This is a genomic window from Dietzia alimentaria 72, assembly GCF_000226215.1.
In the GTDB taxonomy this organism is placed as follows: domain Bacteria; phylum Actinomycetota; class Actinomycetes; order Mycobacteriales; family Mycobacteriaceae; genus Dietzia; species Dietzia alimentaria.
The window spans coordinates 48,777-66,465 of sequence record NZ_AGFF01000005.1; the positions used below are offsets into that span (position 1 = coordinate 48,777).

Below are 17,689 nucleotides of genomic sequence, written 5' to 3' on the forward strand. Positions count from 1 at the left end.
GATCCGGCGTTTTCAGAGTGCCGTTACCTTGAGATAAATCTCACAAGGTGGAATCGTAGTCCCACTTCAGCGGTTGAGATTTGACTTCACAGACTTGTGTGGGGAGCCACCTTTCCCCATATGATTCTGGAGCCAGAGCACCGCGGTTCTCTGAGTACGGGGGGCTCCCCACACACCACGGAGTCCGCCCGTCGACAAGTGAAGGCGACCAGAAATGAAGACGACTCCCGGCACCAAGAGCCTGTATCGACATCAATACGAGCACGACTCGTGCGGTGTCGCGTTTGTGGTGGACATGTACGGACGACGTTCCCGGGACATCGTCGAGAAGGCCCTCGCTGCGCTGGCGAACCTCGAGCATCGGGGCGCCGTGGGTGCCGAAGCGAACACCGGCGACGGAACGGGTCTGTTGATACAGATACCCGACCGGTTCCTCCGCGATGTGATGCGTGAGGAACAGAACGTGGAACTCCCCGAGGCCGGTGCATATGCAACCGGCCTTTGTTTTCTCCCGCAGTCGCGGATGCTCGCAATGGACGCCATGCGAATGGTCGAGCGGATCGCCGCAGAGCAGGGGGTCAGCGTGATCGGCTGGCGTGCGGTGCCGGTCGACGACTCCACCGTGGGAGCGATCGCCCGCGACGCGCAACCCACCATCAACCAAGTGTTTGTCAAGGCCGCTGGACCCGACGGCACGCTGCTGACCGACCTTGAGCTCGAGCGCAGGTGCTTCGTCATGCGCAAGCGGTGCGAGCACGAGCTCGGATCCAAGGGGGCCGGACGCGGGGACCTCGGCTCGGAGACGGTCTACTTTCCGTCGCTGAGCCCGCGCACGATGGTCTACAAGGGGATGCTCACCGAGAAACAGCTCCCTGAGTTCTACCGGGACCTGCAAGACCAGCGGGTCGAGTCGGCGCTGGGAATCGTGCACTCGAGGTTCTCGACCAACACGTTCCCTGCCTGGCCACTGGCACACCCGTTCCGCTTCGTAGCCCATAACGGGGAGATCAACACCGCCCGCGGCAACGAGAACTGGATGCGCGCGCGCGAGTCGCTCATGACCAGCGAGCACATCGAGGACCTGTCGGCGTCGCTTCCCATCTGCACTCCCGGAGGTTCCGACACCGCGCGCTTCGACGAGGCGCTCGAACTTCTGACCCTGGCCGGACGGCCCCTGCCGCATGCCGTGCTCATGATGGTGCCCGAGGCGTGGGAGCGACACACCCAGATGGACCCCGCCAAGCGGGCGTTCTACGAGTTCCACGCCTCCCTCATGGAGGCCTGGGACGGCCCGGCATCCATCTCGTTCACCGACGGCACCGTGGTCGGTGCCGTGCTGGACCGCAACGGCCTGCGCCCCTCACGCATCTGGGTGACGGACGACGGGCTGGTCGTGATGGCCTCCGAGGTCGGCGTCCTGGACATCCCGCAGGACAAGGTGGTCACCAAGACCCGCCTGCGCCCGGGCCGAATGTTCCTCGTGGACACTGCTCAGGGGCGGATCATCGAGGACGAGGAGATCAAAACCGAACTGGCCGCGGAGTACCCGTACCAGCAGTGGCTCGACGAGGGCCTGACCCGACTCGAGGACCTCCCCGAGGTCAGTCACGAGATCATGAGCCACGAACGCGTGGTGCTGCGTCAACGCGTGTTCGGCTACACGGAGGAGGAACTCCGACTCCTCGTGGCCCCGATGGCGGCGACCGGCGCCGAGGCGATCGGCTCCATGGGCACGGACACCCCGCTGCCGGTCCTCTCTGGGCGGGCCCGCATGCTGTTCGACTACTTCGCCCAGCGGTTCGCGCAGGTCACCAACCCTCCGCTCGACGCCATCCGCGAGGAGATGGTCACCAGCTACGGCGTGACCCTCGGTCCGGAGGGCGATCTCCTCAACCCAGGGCCCGAGTCCTGCAGGCAGATCCGCCTGGAGAACCCCATCCTCGGAAATACGGAACTCACCACGCTCATGGCTGCCGGTGAAACCCGGACCGACCTGCGATCGGTGGTCGTGCGCGGTCTCTACAACGTCGCCCACGGCGGCCGTGGGATGCGCATCGCGCTGGACCGGATCCGCCGCGAAGTCTCCGACGCGATCTCGGACGGAGCTTCGATCATCGTGCTTTCCGACCGGGAGTCGGACGAGCGCAATGCCCCTATCCCGTCCCTGCTGCTCACCGCCGCGGTCCACCATCATCTCGTCCGCGAGAAGACCCGAACCCGGGTCAGCCTGGTAGTGGAATCGGGCGATGCGCGAGAGATCCACCACATGGCGGTCCTGTTCGGTTACGGCGCCGAGGCGATCAACCCGTACATGGCGTTCGAGTCGATCGAAGAACTTGTATTGACGGGCCACCTCACCGGCGTGGACACTTCCACGGCATACGCGAACTACCGGAAGGCGGCCGCCAAGGGCGTCCTCAAGGTGATGTCCAAGATGGGCATTTCCACTCTCGCCTCCTACACCGGCGCGCAATTGTTCGACGTGACGGGCCTGTCGCAGGGCCTGTGTGACGAGTACTTCACCGGCTCCGTCAGCCCCATAGACGGGATCGGCCTGGAGGAGATCGCCGAGGACGTGGCACGCCGACACCGCTTCGCGTTTCTGCCCCGCCCCGAAGAGGTCGCGCACCGGGAACTCGAGATCGGTGGCGAGTACCAGTGGCGTCGCGAGGGCGAATACCACCTGTTCAACCCGGACACCGTGTTCAAGCTCCAGCACTCGACGCGCACGGGCCGCTACGAGATCTTCAAGGAGTACACGCGACTCGTCGATGACCAGTCCGAACGGCTGGCCACCCTCCGCGGTCTCTTCGACCTTCGCGGTACACGATCGCCTGTGCCTATCGACGAGGTCGAGCCGGTCTCCGCGATCGTCAAGCGGTTCTCCACCGGCGCAATGAGCTACGGCTCGATCTCGGCCGAGGCACACGAGACCCTGGCGATCGCGATGAACCGTCTCCACGCCCGGTCAAACTCGGGGGAGGGCGGCGAATCCGTTGACCGCTTCACCCCGGATGGCAACGGCGACTGGCGACGGTCCGCCGTCAAGCAGGTCGCCTCCGGTCGCTTCGGCGTGACCAGCCATTACCTGTCCAACTGCACCGACATTCAGATCAAGATGGCTCAGGGCGCCAAGCCCGGCGAGGGCGGCCAGCTCCCGCCGAACAAGGTGTACCCCTGGATCGCCGAGGTCCGTGGCTCGACGCCCGGCGTCGGGCTCATATCGCCGCCGCCGCACCACGACATCTACTCGATCGAGGACCTGGCCCAGCTCATCTACGATCTCAAGAACGCCAACCCCGAGGCGCGGATTCACGTGAAACTCGTGGCCGAACAGGGGGTGGGGACAGTGGCCACGGGCGTGTCCAAAACGCACGCGGACGTGGTCCTGATCTCCGGCCACGACGGCGGTACAGGTGCCTCCCCGCTCACCTCGCTCAAGCATGCCGGCGGGCCTTGGGAGCTCGGACTGGCCGAGACCCAGCAGACGCTGCTGGCCAACGGCCTGCGTGACCGGATCGTGGTGCAGGTCGACGGGCAGCTCAAGACCGGACGTGACGTGGTGGTGGCGGCCCTGCTCGGAGGTGAAGAGTTCGGTTTCGCCACCGCGCCGCTGGTCGTCTCCGGCTGCGTCATGATGCGCGTCTGCCACCTGGACACCTGCCCCGTGGGCGTGGCAACCCAGAACCCGCTCCTGCGCGAGCGGTTCAACGGCAAGGCCGAGTACGTGGTGAACTTCATGGAGTTCATCGCCCAGGAGGTCCGTGAGTACCTCGCGGAACTGGGCTTCCGCACGCTCGACGAGGCGGTCGGCCGTTCTGAGTGCCTGGACAAATCCCGCGCCTTCGCCCACAACAAGAGGGCGGCGGGACTTGACCTGGAGCCGATCTTCGCCCGGGCCGAATCCCCGTTCATGCACCAGGACCTGCGATGCACCAAGCAGCAGGACCACAAACTCGAGCACGTGCTCGACCGCACGCTGATCAGCGACTGTGGGCCCGTCGTCGTCGACCCTTCCGCGGGGCCGGTGACCGGCACCTACCCGATCGCCAACGTCAACCGCTCGGTCGGGACCATGCTCAGTCACGAGATCTCCAAGGCGCACGGCGCCGAGGGACTGCCCGAGGGGTCGATAGACCTCACCTTCACGGGCTCGGCCGGCAACTCGTTCGGCGCGTTCCTCGCCTCCGGTGTCACCCTCCGGGTCCTGGGCGACGCCAACGATTACGTGGGTAAGGGACTGTCAGGCGGCCGGATCGTCGTGCGGCCGGCGCACGACGCGGCCCCCGACTTCGTGGCGGAGAACAACATCATCGCGGGCAACGTGATCTGTTACGGCGCCACCGCCGGGGAGATGTTCCTCCGCGGCATCGTGGGCGAACGCTTCTGCGTGCGTAACTCCGGGGTGACCGCCGTGGTCGAGGGTGTGGGCGACCACGCGTGCGAGTACATGACCGGCGGCCGCGTGGTGGTGCTCGGTGCCACCGGCCGGAACGTCGCCGCCGGCATGTCGGGTGGCGTGGCCTACTTCTACGACCCCGACGGGAAGTTGGCAGAAAACCTCAACGGCGACCTCACCGAAATCGAGGAACTCAACGCCGAGGACGTGGAATTCCTCCACGACATCGTGGGGCGCCACGTCGCCGAGACCGACTCGGCACGAGGCCGGGAGGTCCTGGCCGGCTGGGCACAGAACGTGAAGGACTTCGCCAAGGTCATGCCGCGCGACTACAAGCGCGTGCTGCTCGCCATCGAGCAGGCGGAGAAGGACGGACGGAACGTGGACGAGGCGATTATGGAGGCGGCGACCAATGGCTGACCCGAAGGGCTTTCTCAAGCACACAAGGCGCGAACTGCCGACGCGTCGACCCGTCGACCTGCGGATCCTGGATTGGAAAGAGGTGTACGAGTCCACCGTCCTGCCCGAGGACGCGCTGAAGACCCAGGCGTCTCGCTGCATGAGCTGTGGCATCCCGTTCTGCCACCAGGGTTGCCCGCTGGGCAACATCATCCCGGAGTGGAATGACCTGGTGCACCGGGGTAAGTGGGACGACGCGGTGGACAGACTGCACGCCACCAATAACTTCCCCGAGTTCACCGGGCGGTTGTGCCCGGCACCCTGCGAGGGGTCCTGCGTCCTGGGGATCAACCAAGAGCCGGTGACCATCAAGCAGATCGAGGTCGAGATCGCCGAGGCCGCCTGGGCAGATGGTGGCATGGAGCCGGTGATCCCGTCATTCCGCACCGGTCAGACGGTTGCGGTGGTGGGCTCCGGACCCGCCGGACTCGCCGCCGCTCAGCAGCTGACCCGCGCCGGCCACACGGTGACTGTGTTCGAGCGTGATGATCGGATCGGCGGGCTGATGCGCTACGGCATCCCCGAGTTCAAGATGGAGAAGGCCGTCGTTGACCGGCGCCTGGCCCAGATGGAAGCGGAGGGCACAGTCTTCCGTCCGGGCGTGAACGTGGGAAAGGACATCACCGCCACGCAACTCCGCGCGCAGTTCGATGCCGTGGTCCTGTGCGGCGGCGCCACGCTACGGCGCGACCTGCCGGTCCCAGGGCGCGAACTCGACGGCATCCACCAGGCCATGGACTACCTGCCGCTGGCGAACAAGGCTGCCGCCGGGGACCCGGTGGTCGACGCCGAAGGGCTGCCTGCGATCCACGCCCGGGACAAGCACGTGATCATTATCGGTGGTGGTGACACCGGGGCTGACTGCCTCGGTACCGCCACCCGGCAGGGCGCGAAGTCAATCAAGAGCTTCGAGATCATGCCCCGCCCGCCGGCCACCCGCGCCGCCTCCACACCGTGGCCGGTGTACCCGCTGATGTTCCGCACAGCGTCCGCACACGAGGAGAACGGGGAGCGCGTCTACGCCGTATCCACAGCCGAATTCGTGGGGGAGGGCGGCCACGTGACCGCGCTCAAGGGCTCGGAGGTCAAGATGGTCGACGGCCGGTTCGAGACGGTCCCCGGCACCGACTTCGAGTATCCGGCCGACCTGGTCCTGCTGGCGATGGGCTTCACCGGTGCCCAGAAGTCGGGCCTGTGTTCGGACCTCGGCGTGGAATTCACCGCCCGCGGCAACGTGGATCGCGACGCCACCTTCGCCACCAATGTCGACGGCGTCTTTGTGGCCGGTGACATGGGCCGTGGTCAGTCGCTCATAGTGTGGGCTATCGCCGAGGGCAGAGCGGCCGCCGCGGCGGTCGACCGCCACCTCATGGGAGAGACCGCGCTGCCGGCCCCGATCCGGCCGACGGACGTCGCCCAGCGTTGATGCGCGCTGCCGGTCGGTGCCCCACCGTCGCTGACGACGGTGGGGCACCGTAGCGCGTCACCTTAATTGAACCTAAGATCGGTTCCACCACGTTTACAGGCGGCCCGGCCGCCACCACGGAAGGCATTCATGGTCAGCCTGCGCCCAATCACCGTGATCGGCGCGCTCTGCGTTTCTGTCGCGGTGGTCGGCGCACCGGCGGCGACCGTCCAGGCGGAGGAGGCCGGGCCCCGTGTGGTGGTGACCGACCTCCCCGTACTCAGCGAACTCCCGCCTCTGCCGTCCGGCGACTCGACCGACGAGGTTGAGGATGCCCCGGAGCGGGAGCCCTTCGCCCTGTCCGGCGTGCAGACCATCGCGCTCGGCCTCGCCGTCGCGGCGCTGGTCGCGGGTGGGGCCGGGCTCGCGCTGGTGACCCGACGCGGGCGCAGCATCCCGGCGGACGTGCAGTCCGAACCCACTGATCCCGACACGTGACCACACGCCCGATAGGCTCGTCGGTATGAGCCGCCACATCGCAGGACGAGGACGAACCGGCCGGTCGACGCCTCCGTCGGCCGGTCCGCCCGTGGACGACGTCAGCTGCGACCTGACCTCCAAGCTGACGCTGGGTCAGTTCCTGAAGCTGGCCTCGCTGATCGACTCGGGCGCCGAGGCCAAGGACGCCGTGGCCTCCGGCACGGTGAGCGTGAACGGCGAGGTGGATACCCGGCGCGGCCGGGGTCTCGCCGACGGAGACGTGGTGGAGGTCGGGGGCCGTTCGGCCCGCGTCGTCGCCCGGGACGGACAAGGGGAAGCCTGATGGCAGACGAGATGCACGGCCAGGTTCCGGCCCCGGTGGTTCTCCACGACGGCGACCCGGGTGCTCGCCGCTACGCCGACTGGCTGGCCGAGGAGTTCAAGACTCGCACCTCACACCACGACGCCGCCGATCCAGGTGAGCTCGTCGTGGCCGGGACCGTCGTTCTGATCACCGGTATGCCTGCCGGCGGCGGGTTGGGTGGGTCGGCGTTCATCAAGGAGAACTGGGAGGCATTGGTCGAGGCGGGTCGCCGCGTGGCAGTGGTCATGGTGGGCCCCACGCCTGTCACCGACGAAGCCCGCATCACGTTGATGTCGGAGGAGTTCTCGGGCGACCAGCTCCGCGATCTCAAGATTTTCCAGCTTCGCGGGGTTGTGACCCCGGACCAGTTGGGATTCCGACAACGGCTGGGGATCAAGACCGCGCTAGCTGCGCTGCGCCGCAAGCCCGATCGCACGCCGGAGGAGGATGCCATGGTGGAACTGGGTGGCCTCGATCTCACGGACCGGCTTTCTCTGGGCCCGCTCCTTCGCTGGATCCGCCGCGAGGCGTGATCTCGCCCGGCAGATCCGGAACACTCCTCATCCGGGGTGCGTCCCCCGATACCATCGGGGCAACAGCCCCACCGAACGTGCGGGGCAGCATACTCGGAGGAGTCAAATGCGCACGACCACCATTGCAGCGATCACGTCCGCGCTGACCGCCGCAGCGCTGGTGCTCGGAGCCGGCACCTCCGCCGCCGAGGACGCGGTCCCGCCCGGGACACCGGACGAGCCGAATTGCGTCGTTATCGAGACCTTCGCAGGCGCGAAGCGCATCATGTGTCTCACCCCGCAGATGGACGGGGCACCCAGCAGCCTCGGCTACGGCTCGTTCGGCACGGGCTCGCTGGCAGGCCTGCTGTCCGGGATCATCAACGCTGGCTCGGTGGCGCTCTCGGTGGACCTGCCCAACCTGACCGGCTCGTACGCCCCCGGCTCCCTCGGCAGTTACGGTCCCGAGGCCTCGATCGGTCAGGTGCTCACAGGCTCGGTCGGGAGCGCGGGCGGAGCCTCCTAGTGCCGCCGTGCGCGGGTCAGCGGACCACAATCCCGTCGGAGTCGGCGTAGAGCATGTCGCCGGGGACGAAGTCGACCCCGCCCAGGTTCACGGTCACATCACGCTCGCCGGCTCCGGTCTTGGTTGACTTGCGCGGGTTGGTGCCCAGCGCCTTGCACCCGAAGTCCATCTGCTGCACGAGCGCCGAGTCGCGGATGGCGCCGTTGACCACGACACCGGCCCAGCCGTTCGACCGTCCGAGCTCGGCGATGATGTCGCCGACGAGCGCGGTGTGCAGGCTGCCTTCGCCGTCGATCACCAGCACGCGACCTTCGCCGGGCTCGCCGAGCACGCTCTTGAGCAGGGCGTTGTCTTGGAAACACCGGATCGTCGAGATGGGGCCGAAGAACTCGGTGCGTCCGCCGAGATCGCGAAACTGGGTATCGCAGCTGCGGACGGCCTCGCCGATCTCGTCGACGAGGTCGGCAGTGGGGACGAATCCGGTGGGGGTGTCGGTCATGTCGTGCCTCCTGGAGTGCGGTTGTTACCGGCTAACGCTATCCGGCGACCCGGGCCCGTCGGGGCCCGCCTGTGGGGGACAATGGCGAACGAGGAATGCCCCCGCCATCGCCATTGAACGCAGGAGGAACAGTCCGTGGCCCAATACGAACTCCTGATTAACGCCCGTCGTGCGGTGGTCGACGACCGTATCCAGCAGGCGGCGGTGACCGTGGACGGAGGCGAGATCTCGTCGGTCCGCACTGGATCGGAGGCCCGCGACATAGGGCTGGCGGGCGATCACACCATCAACCTGGGGGACGACACCGTGCTCATGCCCGGGCTCGTCGACCCCCACGTGAGCACGGAGAACGTGGCTGTGGGCACCCGCTCCGCGGCCATGGGCGGCATCACCACGGTGGTGGACTACGGCACCGACGGGGACCCGGTGGCCACGCTGCCCGAGCACGTGGACCGGTGGCGGGACACAGTGACCGGCGAATCCACCGTCGACGTCGGCTTGTGGGGGGCTGCCGTGCCTGACAACCTGGGTCGTCTCGGCGAACTGCTGGAGCGCGGGGTGTTTGGGATCTCCGCCCTGGCCGCGGGAAAAGGCGTCGAGGGCGCCCCGACATTGGACCATGAACAATTGATCTCCGCGGCGGAGGAAGTGGCCGCGCACGAGGGATTGCTCGCCGTCGACGCGGGTGCGCACGAGCTGGCCGGGCTGTTCGACGTCTCCCGCCGGACCGGCCTGCGGCTGCATGTGCGCGCGGTGGCCGATCACGAAGAACTGCCCCTGCTGCGGAAGGCCCGCGCCGAGCGACTGCCGGTGACCGCGTCAACCAGCCCACACCTGCTGGCGCTGGTCTCGGAAGCGATCCACGGAGGCGACGAGATCGCGCTTCTGGACCCACCGATCCGGGACGCCGAGAACCGGGAGCTGCTGTGGGGCGCGTTGCGGGACGGCACGATCGACGCTGTGGCCTCGGCGCGACTGGGACTGTCGGTGGTGTGGACCGAGGCTCGACGCCGCGGATTCGACCTGGCGGACGTGGCCCGCTGGATGGCCGGGCACACGGCCTCGGTCACCGGGCTCACCGACCGTGGAGAGATTCGCGCCGGCCTGCGCGCCGACTTCACCGCGGTGGCCGACGACGAGGCCTTTGTGGTCATCCCGGGCTCCCGTGAGCTCGGGTCCGCGGACTCGGTGTACGCGCAGCGTGCTCTGGCGGGGGTGCCGCGCTGGACCATGAGGGGCGGCAAGCTGATCGACCCCCGTGCGCTGGCCCTCGGTACGGTGCTTTCGCGGCGAACGTCGTGAACCCGACCACGCTTCGACTCGACTTCCTGCCGTTCCCCGACAGTCTCACTTCGGTGTTTCTCGTCTCCGAGTACGTCATCAAGATCCTCGCGCTGGGGATGGTCCCTGAGAACCGGCAGCCGGCGTCGTCTCAGGCGTGGCTGCTGGTGATCCTGTTCATCCCGGTGGTCGGCGTCCCGTTGTTCCTGCTGCTGGGCAACCCGTACATCACCGGTCGTCGGCACGTCATCCAGGCGAGGGCCAACCAGCTGTACGCCGAGGCCCTGGAGAACCGGCCGACGGTGCCGGACGGGGTTGACGTGAGCGTGGGGATGCGGACGGTCCTGGAGATGAACCGGAACCTGACGTCGATCCCCGCGATGTCCGGGGACTTCATCGCCATGCACCCGGACTACGGCCGCTCGCTCGCCGCGATGACCGCGGCGGTGCGGTCTGCCCGCGACCACGTGCACATCGAGTTCTACGCGCAGTCCTGGGACGGCGAGACCGACGAGTTCTTCCGCGCAGCGGTTGAGGCCGCGGAGCGTGGCGTCGCGGTGCGGGTCCTGGTGGACCATCTGGGATCGCTGCGCTACCGGGGCTTCAAGATGCTGCGCAGGCGCCTGCGGTCGACACCGGTGGAGTTCCACCTCATGTTGCCCATCAACCCGTTCGTCGGTCGCTTCCGCAGGCCCGACCTGCGCAACCACCGGAAGATGCTGATAGTCGACGGACACCACGGGTTCATCGGGTCGCAGAACATCATCGGGCGCTACTACGGGAGCGCCAGGAACAAGAGACTGGGCCGCGAGTGGGTCGACCTGATGGCGGAGGTTCGCGGTGAAATCGTCCAGGCGATGGACGGTGTGTTCGCCGTGGACTGGTACTCCGAGTCGGGCGAGGTGATCGGGACCCTCCAGGAGCTCTCGGCGGGTGCCCCTCCGTATCCCGGACGCAAGGGCGGCGACCCCACCGCCGGCGACCCCATCAGCGCGTTCCAGTTGATCCCGTCAGGCCCGGGATACCGGACGCAGCCCAATCTTCGGATGTTCACCCAGCTCATCGCGCAGGCACAGGAGCGCGTCCGGATCGTGAGCCCGTACTTCGTGCCCGACGAGGCGCTGCTGCACGCCATCACCTCGGCGTCGTACCGCGGTGTCGCCGTGGAGATATTCGTCCCCGAGCACGCGGACCAGTTCGTGGTGCACCATGCGCAGCGGTCGTACTTCCGGGCGTTGCTCGAGGCGGGCGTGATCATCCACCGCTTCCGATCCCCGGCGGTATTGCACACCAAGACAGTGCTGGTCGACGGCTACACCGGCGTCGTGGGCTCGAGCAACATGGACCAGCGGTCGTTCAACCTCAACTTCGAGATCAGTCTGCTGGCGCTGGGTGGGGACGCGGTCTCCGAACTGAACGACGCGGTGGACTCGTATCTGGAGGATTGCACGACCCTGGAGTTGGATGTGTGGATGAAACGCCCATGGCCGGGGCGTTACGTCGACAACGTCGCCCGGCTCACCTCGGCGTTGCAGTAGTAGTCTCGGCGTGCACGGGTGAACATCCCGGCATGCGACGAGAGGCCTCCACTGATGTTCCAGACCCCCGGTTCCGGTTCCCGGACCAGTCGCCTCGGCGCCGCCGTCACCGCTGTTGCGCTGGCGACCGTCGCGGTCCCGATGGCGCACGCCCAGTCCTCCGCCGAGTCGCCCGCGACCCCGGACGCGCCGGCGGGCAACAGCAGCGTGGACGGTCTGATCGGTCAGCTGCCCGAGGAGATCATCGTCGGCGGCGACACGTTCGGTTCTGAGGGCCTTCGCGACGCGGGCAGTGGCGAAGTGGTGGACGGCGCGCAATCGGTCGGGCAGGTCGTCGGCTCGGTGGCGCCGCTGGAGCTGATCGGTGTGGCGGGCGGGTCCGCGGCCGCGTCGGTGGCGTCTTCCGGCAGCCTCCCGGGATCGGTGTACGTCAATCCGACCGGATCGCTGGGGTCCGGCACGATTGGTCTCGGGTCGCTGACGATCCCCGAGTACGTCTTCCCCGTACTGAGTGTGCAGCTCGCGGCCGGTTTCTTTACCGCTCTCGGCGAGCGTCAGGAGGCGGGCGAGCTGGACCCGCAGGAGCTGGATTTCTGGCACGGGGTCGTGGAGGGTTCGGCAGAGGGCGGGGCCACGCTCGAGGACGCCGCCATGGATTCCGGCTTCGAACTACCGGGCGCGCTGGCCGGCAGTATCGATGCCGTGCAGATCGCCGCGCTCGAGGACTCGCACGAGGCGAACGAGCGCCGCCGTGCAGAGGCCACCGCCGCCGCCGAGGGCGAGGTCGATGCCGACGCGCCCGAAGAGACGAACGAGAACGACGACGAGACCCGCGATTCCCTCGTCGGCGCGGACGACCGGGGCGAGGGCCCGCGGAACGGAACTGGCGAGGGCGTTCCTGCGCTGGACTCAGCGGTCGCCCCCTCCGCCCCCTCGGCTCCGACTCAAGCCGCCGGCCCGGCCCTCGCGGCCCCGGCCACTCTGGCCGCGACCGGGGTAGAGACCACTGCTGTAGCAGGGCTTGCCGCGGTGTCTCTACTGCTGGGTACGCTCCTATTGGTCGGCGCCCGCCGGCGCCCGTAGGGGTCGAGCTCGTCGTCGTCCCGGGGACCCCGCGCGGTCAGTGCGGAGCGATCAGTACTGCGCGGTCATCTCGAGGCACCGTTCCCACAGCGCCGCCGCGGCCTCCGCATCCTGTGAGGCGGAGCTCGAGCTGGTGACCGCAGGGTGGCCGGTGAGTTCGCCGGGCCCGTCGGGGCCGACGTACGACCCGCCGGGCACGGACTCCGTGGTCGCGGCGTAAAGCTGCGGAAGGGCACCGCGCTCGGCGGGCTGCACGAGGAACGGGATGTGCTCGGCGCACTTCATCAGCAGATCCTGCGCGCGGCTGCCACTGCGGTACTGCAGATTCGTGGCCGAATAGCCCGGATGCGCGGCCACCGCCTTAAGTGGTGACCCAGTGGCCTCGAACCGACGCTGCTGCTCGTAGGCCAGCATCACGCACGCCAGCTTGGAGGCGCCGTAGACCGCCATCGGTGAGTAGCGGCGGCGCGTCCAGTCCAGATCGTCTGGGTCCACCGAGCCGAACCGGTGCATCAACGATCCAAGCCACACCAGCCTGTCCGTGAGTACGGGCGTGAGCTTCGCGGACAACGCGAAGTGGCCCAGCACGTTCACGCCGAACTGCATCTCGTGGCCCTGTGCTGTGGTGCTCCGCGGGATGTTCATCAGGCCCGCGTTGTTGATCAGCACGTCGGGGGAATGCCCGGCCAGCACCTCGGCGGCGGAGCTGACGGAATCGAGATCAGCCAGGTCCAGCTCCACCACCTCGGCCCGGTCCGGGTGCTGCAGATCGGCGCGAGCGGCCCCGGCGCGCGTTGTGTCGCGGCACGCCATGAGGACGCGGGCGCCGGCGTCGGTCAACGCGCGGGTCGACTGCAGGCCCAGTCCCGCGTTGGCACCGGTGACCACGAAGGTCCGGCCGGTCTGGTCGGGGATGTCGGCGATGGTCCATCGGCTCATGCGGGCCAGCGTACGGACGCACGGCCGCCCGATGTGGGGCCATCCGTCGCTGGTTCGTGGCGCCGGGTTCGGACTACTCCCACGTGGCAGTCTCGGGATCCACACCGTGTGCACGGGCGTTGGCCTCCACGACGGCTTGCAGCCACTCCGTCAGGCCCGGCTCGAGGGTCTCGTAGACCTCCGTGAACCTCGGATCCTGGCGGTACATCCGGGCCAGGCAGACCTGCATCGAGTAGCTGCAGTCGTAGAACTGTTCGATCGACGCCCGGTGTCGTTCCGCCAACTCGGTAGCCGCCGGCGAACCCGGATCCACTCCGGCGCGCTTGGCTGCGGCCAGATCTGCGTTCAGCGCATCGCCGCGGGCCTTGACTCCTCTCCAGTCGTCCTTGCCCATGGTTGCCGTCTTCGCCTGGGACTGCTCCCACTGCGGGGTGTTGCCCCAGCGCTCCTCGGCCTCGCCTTGGTACTCGGGATGCCAGTCCGTGCCGAAGATCTCGACCCGGTCCTCGGGGGTCAACGGTGCATTCATCGCGATCGCCTCCTTCAGGCGTTCTACTGCGGAGACCATCTCCTGCAGGTGAGCGATCTGCTGCAGGAGTAAGTCGCGTTGCCTGCCCAGATGGGACTGCTCGTCCACCGCGGGGTCGTCGAGCAGACCGCCGATCTCCGCCAGCGAGAACCCGAGCTCCCGATAGACGAGCACCCGGTGGATGCGGGCGATGTCGTCGTCGTCATACACCCGGTAGTCCGACCCGGTACGGCCGCTCGCCGTTGCCAGACCGATCCGATCCCAGTGGTGCAGGGTTCGCACGCTCACACCTACGAGCCCGGCCACCGCGCCCACCGTGAGGCCACCGCTCGATGTCATTCCTCCAGCATCACTCACGCGGATGAGTCTGGGGCCTGACGTGGCGTCAGGGTCAAGAAGAATTGCGAGATGCCGACGTCAGGGCCCGCTGCGCGCATTGAACGTCCAAGGCGGATGCCATACCGGTTACCCGCCGGTAGCCTCGACCTCATGAGCCGCCCCACGTCCCGTGTGTACGACCGTCTCCGCAACCTCGTCGCGATCCCCGAGTTCCGCGCTGATCCGTCCAGTCGCCCGTCCGCGGTGATCAACGAGGTCTTCACAGGCGAACCGCTGGCCGAGATCCCGGTGGGCACCGCCGACGACGTGAGCGACGCCGTGGAACGCGCCCGGGTCGCGCAGGTCGCGTGGGCCGAACGCGACGTCAAGGACCGCGTGGCCGTGGTCGAACGCTTTGCCAAGCAGGTCATGAGCAACCGCTCCCAGCTCATGGACATCATCCAGGCAGAGACCGGCAAGAGCCGCGCCTCCGCCCAGGAAGAGGTTCTCGACTGCCTCATCACCGCACGTCACTACGCCCGCACCGCGCCCGGGCTGCTCGCCCCCAAGCGGGTTCAGGGCATGCTGCCGGTCTTCACCAAGGCCGTCGTCCGGCGCCAGCCCAAGGGCGTGGTGGGCGTGATCGGCCCGTGGAACTACCCGCTCAACCTCGCTGCGACGGACGCGCTCGCGGCCCTGATCGCCGGCAATGCCGTGGTGATCAAGCCGGCCTCCCTCACCCCGTTCTGCGCCCTCGCCGCCGCAGACATGCTCTACCGCGCAGGGCTGCCGAAGGACCTGTTCCAGGTGGTCCCGGGCTCCGGCGGGACCGTCGGCGGCGCCATCGTCGGATGCGTCGACTACCTGATGTTCACCGGCTCCACCGCCACGGGCCGGACGCTGGGTCGACAGTGCGGCGAGCGACTGATCGGGTACTCAGCGGAGCTGGGCGGCAAGAACGCCATGATCGTCACCGAGGGTGCCGACCTGGACAAGGTCGCCGAGGTGGCCACCCGCGCCTTCTTCTCGAACTCAGGCCAACTGTGCATCTCTGTCGAGCGTGTGTACGTGGAGAAGTCGGTTGCTCCGAAGCTCATCGAGACCCTCACCGCGCGGGTGCGGGCGATGAGCGTGGGGCCCGGCTACGACTTCGAGGCGGAGATGGGCAGCCTCATCTCCCAGGACCAGCTAGACACGGTCATCGCCCACGTCGACGATGCCGTGGCCAAGGGCGCTCGCGTACTGGCCGGTGGGCGCCCGCGGCCCGACCTGGGTCCGCTGTTCTACGAGCCCACCCTGCTGGCAGATGTGCCGGAGGACGCCACCTGCTACGGCGAGGAGACTTTTGGTCCCGTCGTGTCGATCTACCCGGTCACCTCGGTGGAGGAAGCCATCAGCAGGGCCAATGACACCGAGTACGGTCTCAACTCGTCGGTGTTCGCCGGCTCGGACGCAGAGGGCGAAAAGATCGCCGCGCGTCTGCGGACCGGCACCGTCAACGTCGGCGAGGGCTACGTCGCTGGCTGGGGTTCCATCGCGGGCCCGATGGGCGGTATGGGTGCGTCCGGGGTGGGCCGCCGTCACGGTGACGAGGGGCTGCTCAAGTACACAGAGTCGCAAACCATCGCCACCCAGCGCGTCATGCACATGGGTGGACCGTCGTTCCTGCCTCGGAAGCGCTGGCAGCAAGCCCTTGCACCCGCCACCGACGCGCTGAGGTTCCTGCCCGGACGCTGACCGGCCGGGTGGTCGGGTCAGTCTCCGCGCCGCAGCAGCACGAACGCGCCGCCCAGGAGAACCACGGCCAGGCCGCCGACCACCCAGATCGCGGGATTCATGCCGGTCGACTCGCCGGAGGTCTCGTCGGAGATGTCGGCCTCGTCGTCGCCGTCTTCTGCGGCTGCGTCGGAGGCCGCGCCGCCGTCAGAACCTCCGGCCTCGCCCGCCACGGTGAAGACCGACGACCCGCTCACGACGTGGCCGTCAGCGGAGGTGACGCGGTAGCCGACGGTGTACGCGCCGGGGGCGAGGTCCTCTACTTCCACGGCGACCGTGGAGCCCTCGACGACAGGGTCTCCGGCAACTCGGTTTGTCTTGTCCTGGTCCGAAGTCACCGCCACCGATGCGAAGGACTGGTTGATCTCCTCGTTGAAGACCATCTCGATCTGCCCTGGGGAGCGGTCGAGGTCTGAGCCGTCCTCCGGGTCGATCGAGACCAGAACGGAGTGCGCGGCTGCGACGGGCGCGAGCACCACGGCGGGCACGGTAGCTGCCCCCAGCAGGGCCGCGGCCACGGTTGCAGAGGCCAGACGTCGACGCATTCCGGTCACGCCCGGACGCCCAGGCGAGCCAGCACGTCCTTGTTCACGCGGTCGAGCTCACCGGAGATGGAGGCGTGGACCTCACGACGCTGCGCGGTGGGCGTGGCCTCGGCGGCCTCGATGGCGGTGCGCAGGTCCTTGAGCCGGCTTCGGGTGGAGTCGATGAAGTCCTTGACCTCTCGTTCGCTCCCGCGTCCCACCTCGAGCTGGTCGAGGGTCTGCTCCAGGCGGACGATGCGAACCCCGAGCGCGGCTCCGGGGCCGGTGGCGTTGATCCCGGCGGCCTTGAGGTCCACAGCGCCGCCGCCGGCGGGTTTGTCGGCCGGCCCCTGGGCGTTGGAGATGAACTTGTAGATCAGCGGAAGTAGGACCGGCGTGGCGATCTTGGCCAGGCCCAACCAGCGCTGGAGGTCTTCCTTGCCCAGCTTGGTGCCGTCCAGCTTGTTGAGCTCCATCTCGGCGAGCTGGTACTCGTGCTTGCGACCAGCGGCGTCGATCTTCTCGGCGAGCTTGCGGTCCTTGGCCTGGAGCTTGGCCTCACGCTTAAGGGTGGCACGCTCCTGCTTGGAGAGTGCCTTTTCGGTCTTGCGGTCCCGCTTGGCAGCCTTGCGGGCCAGTTTGTCGTGCTTCTCTGCGCGCTTGGCTTCGCGCCGCACCTTGCGGTCTGCGGTCTTGCCGGCCAGCTTGGCCCGTTCCTTGGCTTCGGCGAGTTCCACGCGATGGGCCTCCTTGGCCTTCTTGCGGGTTTCCTTGGCCGCGAGCTTGGCCTCGGTCATGGCGGTGGACTTGAGTGCCGCGGCACGGGCGCGGAGGTCGGCACGCTTGTCGCGGTAGGTCGTCAGCTTGCCCATGGGCGTCGATCCTTCTCTCGTCGCGAACATCAGACCTCCAGCCTAGGCGAATCCGTCGCCGCTGAGGACCGGACGGTCGTTGGGGCGGCCCCTGCGTCATGATGGACGGTGATGGAGGCTTCCGGTGGTGACGCACGGCGAACTTCCGACGCAGCGGTGGTGGGGCCGGCGTCGGGGTCACGGTG

15 protein-coding genes are annotated in these 17,689 nt (G+C 67.9%); 10 read left to right on the forward strand and 5 right to left on the reverse strand.

Annotated features, from left to right (window positions below):
- Window positions 1-214 precede the first annotated feature (214 nt).
- The 6 genes from gltB to ON04_RS01800 all read left to right on the forward strand — a co-directional run bounded on the left by gltB (window position 215) and on the right by ON04_RS01800 (window position 8,145).
- Window positions 215-4,819 (forward strand): glutamate synthase large subunit, encoded by a 4,605-nt coding sequence (gene gltB / locus ON04_RS01775; RefSeq protein ID WP_010539857.1) that lies wholly within the window; start codon window positions 215-217, stop codon window positions 4,817-4,819.
- Window positions 4,812-6,284 carry a glutamate synthase subunit beta gene (locus tag ON04_RS01780; protein ID WP_010539858.1) on the forward strand — a complete coding sequence of 491 codons (1,473 nt, stop codon included), beginning with the start codon at window positions 4,812-4,814 and terminating at the stop codon, window positions 6,282-6,284. The genes gltB and ON04_RS01780 overlap by 8 nt, the downstream gene beginning before the upstream one ends.
- Before the next feature lie 129 nt (window positions 6,285-6,413).
- Window positions 6,414-6,761, forward strand: a complete 348-nt coding sequence (locus ON04_RS01785) for a hypothetical protein (RefSeq protein ID WP_010539859.1) — start codon at window positions 6,414-6,416, stop codon at window positions 6,759-6,761.
- Window positions 6,762-6,852: 91 nt separating this feature from the next.
- Complete coding sequence (locus ON04_RS01790) at window positions 6,853-7,086, forward strand: RNA-binding S4 domain-containing protein (RefSeq protein WP_010539860.1); 234 nt, start codon at window positions 6,853-6,855, stop codon at window positions 7,084-7,086.
- Window positions 7,086-7,640 (forward strand): hypothetical protein, encoded by a 555-nt coding sequence (locus tag ON04_RS01795; RefSeq protein ID WP_010539861.1) that lies wholly within the window; start codon window positions 7,086-7,088, stop codon window positions 7,638-7,640. Before ON04_RS01790 ends, ON04_RS01795 begins: the two co-directional genes overlap by 1 nt.
- A gap of 106 nt (window positions 7,641-7,746) precedes the next feature.
- Window positions 7,747-8,145 carry a hypothetical protein gene (locus ON04_RS01800; RefSeq protein ID WP_010539862.1) on the forward strand — a complete coding sequence of 133 codons (399 nt, stop codon included), beginning with the start codon at window positions 7,747-7,749 and terminating at the stop codon, window positions 8,143-8,145.
- A gap of 16 nt (window positions 8,146-8,161) precedes the next feature.
- On the opposite strand, the gene rraA is transcribed toward ON04_RS01800, so the two are convergent.
- Entirely contained in the window at window positions 8,162-8,644 is a 483-nt protein-coding gene (gene rraA / locus ON04_RS01805; protein WP_010539863.1) for a ribonuclease E activity regulator RraA, read from the reverse strand.
- 135 nt (window positions 8,645-8,779) lie between these two features.
- On the opposite strand from rraA, the gene ON04_RS01810 reads away from it, so the two are divergent.
- The 3 genes from ON04_RS01810 to ON04_RS01820 are packed head-to-tail and all read left to right on the forward strand — an operon-like array spanning window position 8,780 to window position 12,546.
- Window positions 8,780-9,946 carry an amidohydrolase family protein gene (locus tag ON04_RS01810; protein ID WP_010539864.1) on the forward strand — a complete coding sequence of 389 codons (1,167 nt, stop codon included), beginning with the start codon at window positions 8,780-8,782 and terminating at the stop codon, window positions 9,944-9,946.
- Window positions 9,943-11,463, forward strand: a complete 1,521-nt coding sequence (gene cls, locus ON04_RS01815) for a cardiolipin synthase (protein WP_010539865.1) — start codon at window positions 9,943-9,945, stop codon at window positions 11,461-11,463. The genes ON04_RS01810 and cls overlap by 4 nt, the downstream gene beginning before the upstream one ends.
- Before the next feature lie 54 nt (window positions 11,464-11,517).
- A complete protein-coding gene (locus ON04_RS01820; protein WP_010539866.1) occupies window positions 11,518-12,546 on the forward strand; it encodes a hypothetical protein in 1,029 nt (342 codons plus the stop codon).
- Window positions 12,547-12,597: 51 nt separating this feature from the next.
- Here ON04_RS01820 and ON04_RS01825 read toward each other — a convergent pair whose 3' ends face one another.
- Entirely contained in the window at window positions 12,598-13,485 is an 888-nt protein-coding gene (locus ON04_RS01825; protein ID WP_010539867.1) for an oxidoreductase, read from the reverse strand.
- A gap of 73 nt (window positions 13,486-13,558) precedes the next feature.
- Window positions 13,559-14,353 carry a MerR family transcriptional regulator gene (locus ON04_RS01830; RefSeq protein ID WP_010539868.1) on the reverse strand — a complete coding sequence of 265 codons (795 nt, stop codon included), beginning with the start codon at window positions 14,351-14,353 and terminating at the stop codon, window positions 13,559-13,561.
- Window positions 14,354-14,503: 150 nt separating this feature from the next.
- Here ON04_RS01830 and ON04_RS01835 point away from each other — a divergent pair, with 150 nt between their 5' ends.
- Window positions 14,504-16,069: a succinic semialdehyde dehydrogenase gene (locus ON04_RS01835; RefSeq protein ID WP_029457487.1), complete on the forward strand. Its 1,566-nt coding sequence runs from the start codon at window positions 14,504-14,506 to the stop codon at window positions 16,067-16,069.
- 17 nt (window positions 16,070-16,086) lie between these two features.
- Here the strand turns inward: ON04_RS01835 and ON04_RS01840 are convergent, their stop codons facing one another.
- Together ON04_RS01840 and ON04_RS01845 are read right to left on the reverse strand one after the other, a co-directional pair.
- Window positions 16,087-16,653 (reverse strand): copper resistance CopC family protein, encoded by a 567-nt coding sequence (locus ON04_RS01840; protein ID WP_029457489.1) that lies wholly within the window; start codon window positions 16,651-16,653, stop codon window positions 16,087-16,089.
- Window positions 16,654-16,658: 5 nt separating this feature from the next.
- Window positions 16,659-17,504: a DUF6474 family protein gene (locus ON04_RS01845; RefSeq protein WP_010539871.1), complete on the reverse strand. Its 846-nt coding sequence runs from the start codon at window positions 17,502-17,504 to the stop codon at window positions 16,659-16,661.
- Window positions 17,505-17,689 lie beyond the last annotated feature (185 nt).

Excerpts from the sequence above, each read along its gene's own strand:
- ON04_RS01825 (WP_010539867.1), bottom strand. The coding sequence starts at position 13,485 with ATGAGCCGATGGACCATCGCCGACATCCCCGACCAGACCGGCCGGACC.
- ON04_RS01830 (WP_010539868.1), bottom strand. The coding sequence starts at position 14,353 with ATGACATCGAGCGGTGGCCTCACGGTGGGCGCGGTGGCCGGGCTCGTA.
- ON04_RS01835 (WP_029457487.1), top strand. The coding sequence starts at position 14,504 with ATGAGCCGCCCCACGTCCCGTGTGTACGACCGTCTCCGCAACCTCGTC.
- ON04_RS01820 (WP_010539866.1), top strand. The coding sequence starts at position 11,518 with ATGTTCCAGACCCCCGGTTCCGGTTCCCGGACCAGTCGCCTCGGCGCC.
- ON04_RS01785 (WP_010539859.1), top strand. The coding sequence starts at position 6,414 with ATGGTCAGCCTGCGCCCAATCACCGTGATCGGCGCGCTCTGCGTTTCT.
- ON04_RS01840 (WP_029457489.1), bottom strand. The coding sequence starts at position 16,653 with ATGCGTCGACGTCTGGCCTCTGCAACCGTGGCCGCGGCCCTGCTGGGG.
- ON04_RS01780 (WP_010539858.1), top strand. The coding sequence starts at position 4,812 with ATGGCTGACCCGAAGGGCTTTCTCAAGCACACAAGGCGCGAACTGCCG.
- ON04_RS01845 (WP_010539871.1), bottom strand. The coding sequence starts at position 17,504 with ATGGGCAAGCTGACGACCTACCGCGACAAGCGTGCCGACCTCCGCGCC.
- gltB (WP_010539857.1), top strand. The coding sequence starts at position 215 with ATGAAGACGACTCCCGGCACCAAGAGCCTGTATCGACATCAATACGAG.
- ON04_RS01795 (WP_010539861.1), top strand. The coding sequence starts at position 7,086 with ATGGCAGACGAGATGCACGGCCAGGTTCCGGCCCCGGTGGTTCTCCAC.
- ON04_RS01800 (WP_010539862.1), top strand. The coding sequence starts at position 7,747 with ATGCGCACGACCACCATTGCAGCGATCACGTCCGCGCTGACCGCCGCA.
- rraA (WP_010539863.1), bottom strand. The coding sequence starts at position 8,644 with ATGACCGACACCCCCACCGGATTCGTCCCCACTGCCGACCTCGTCGAC.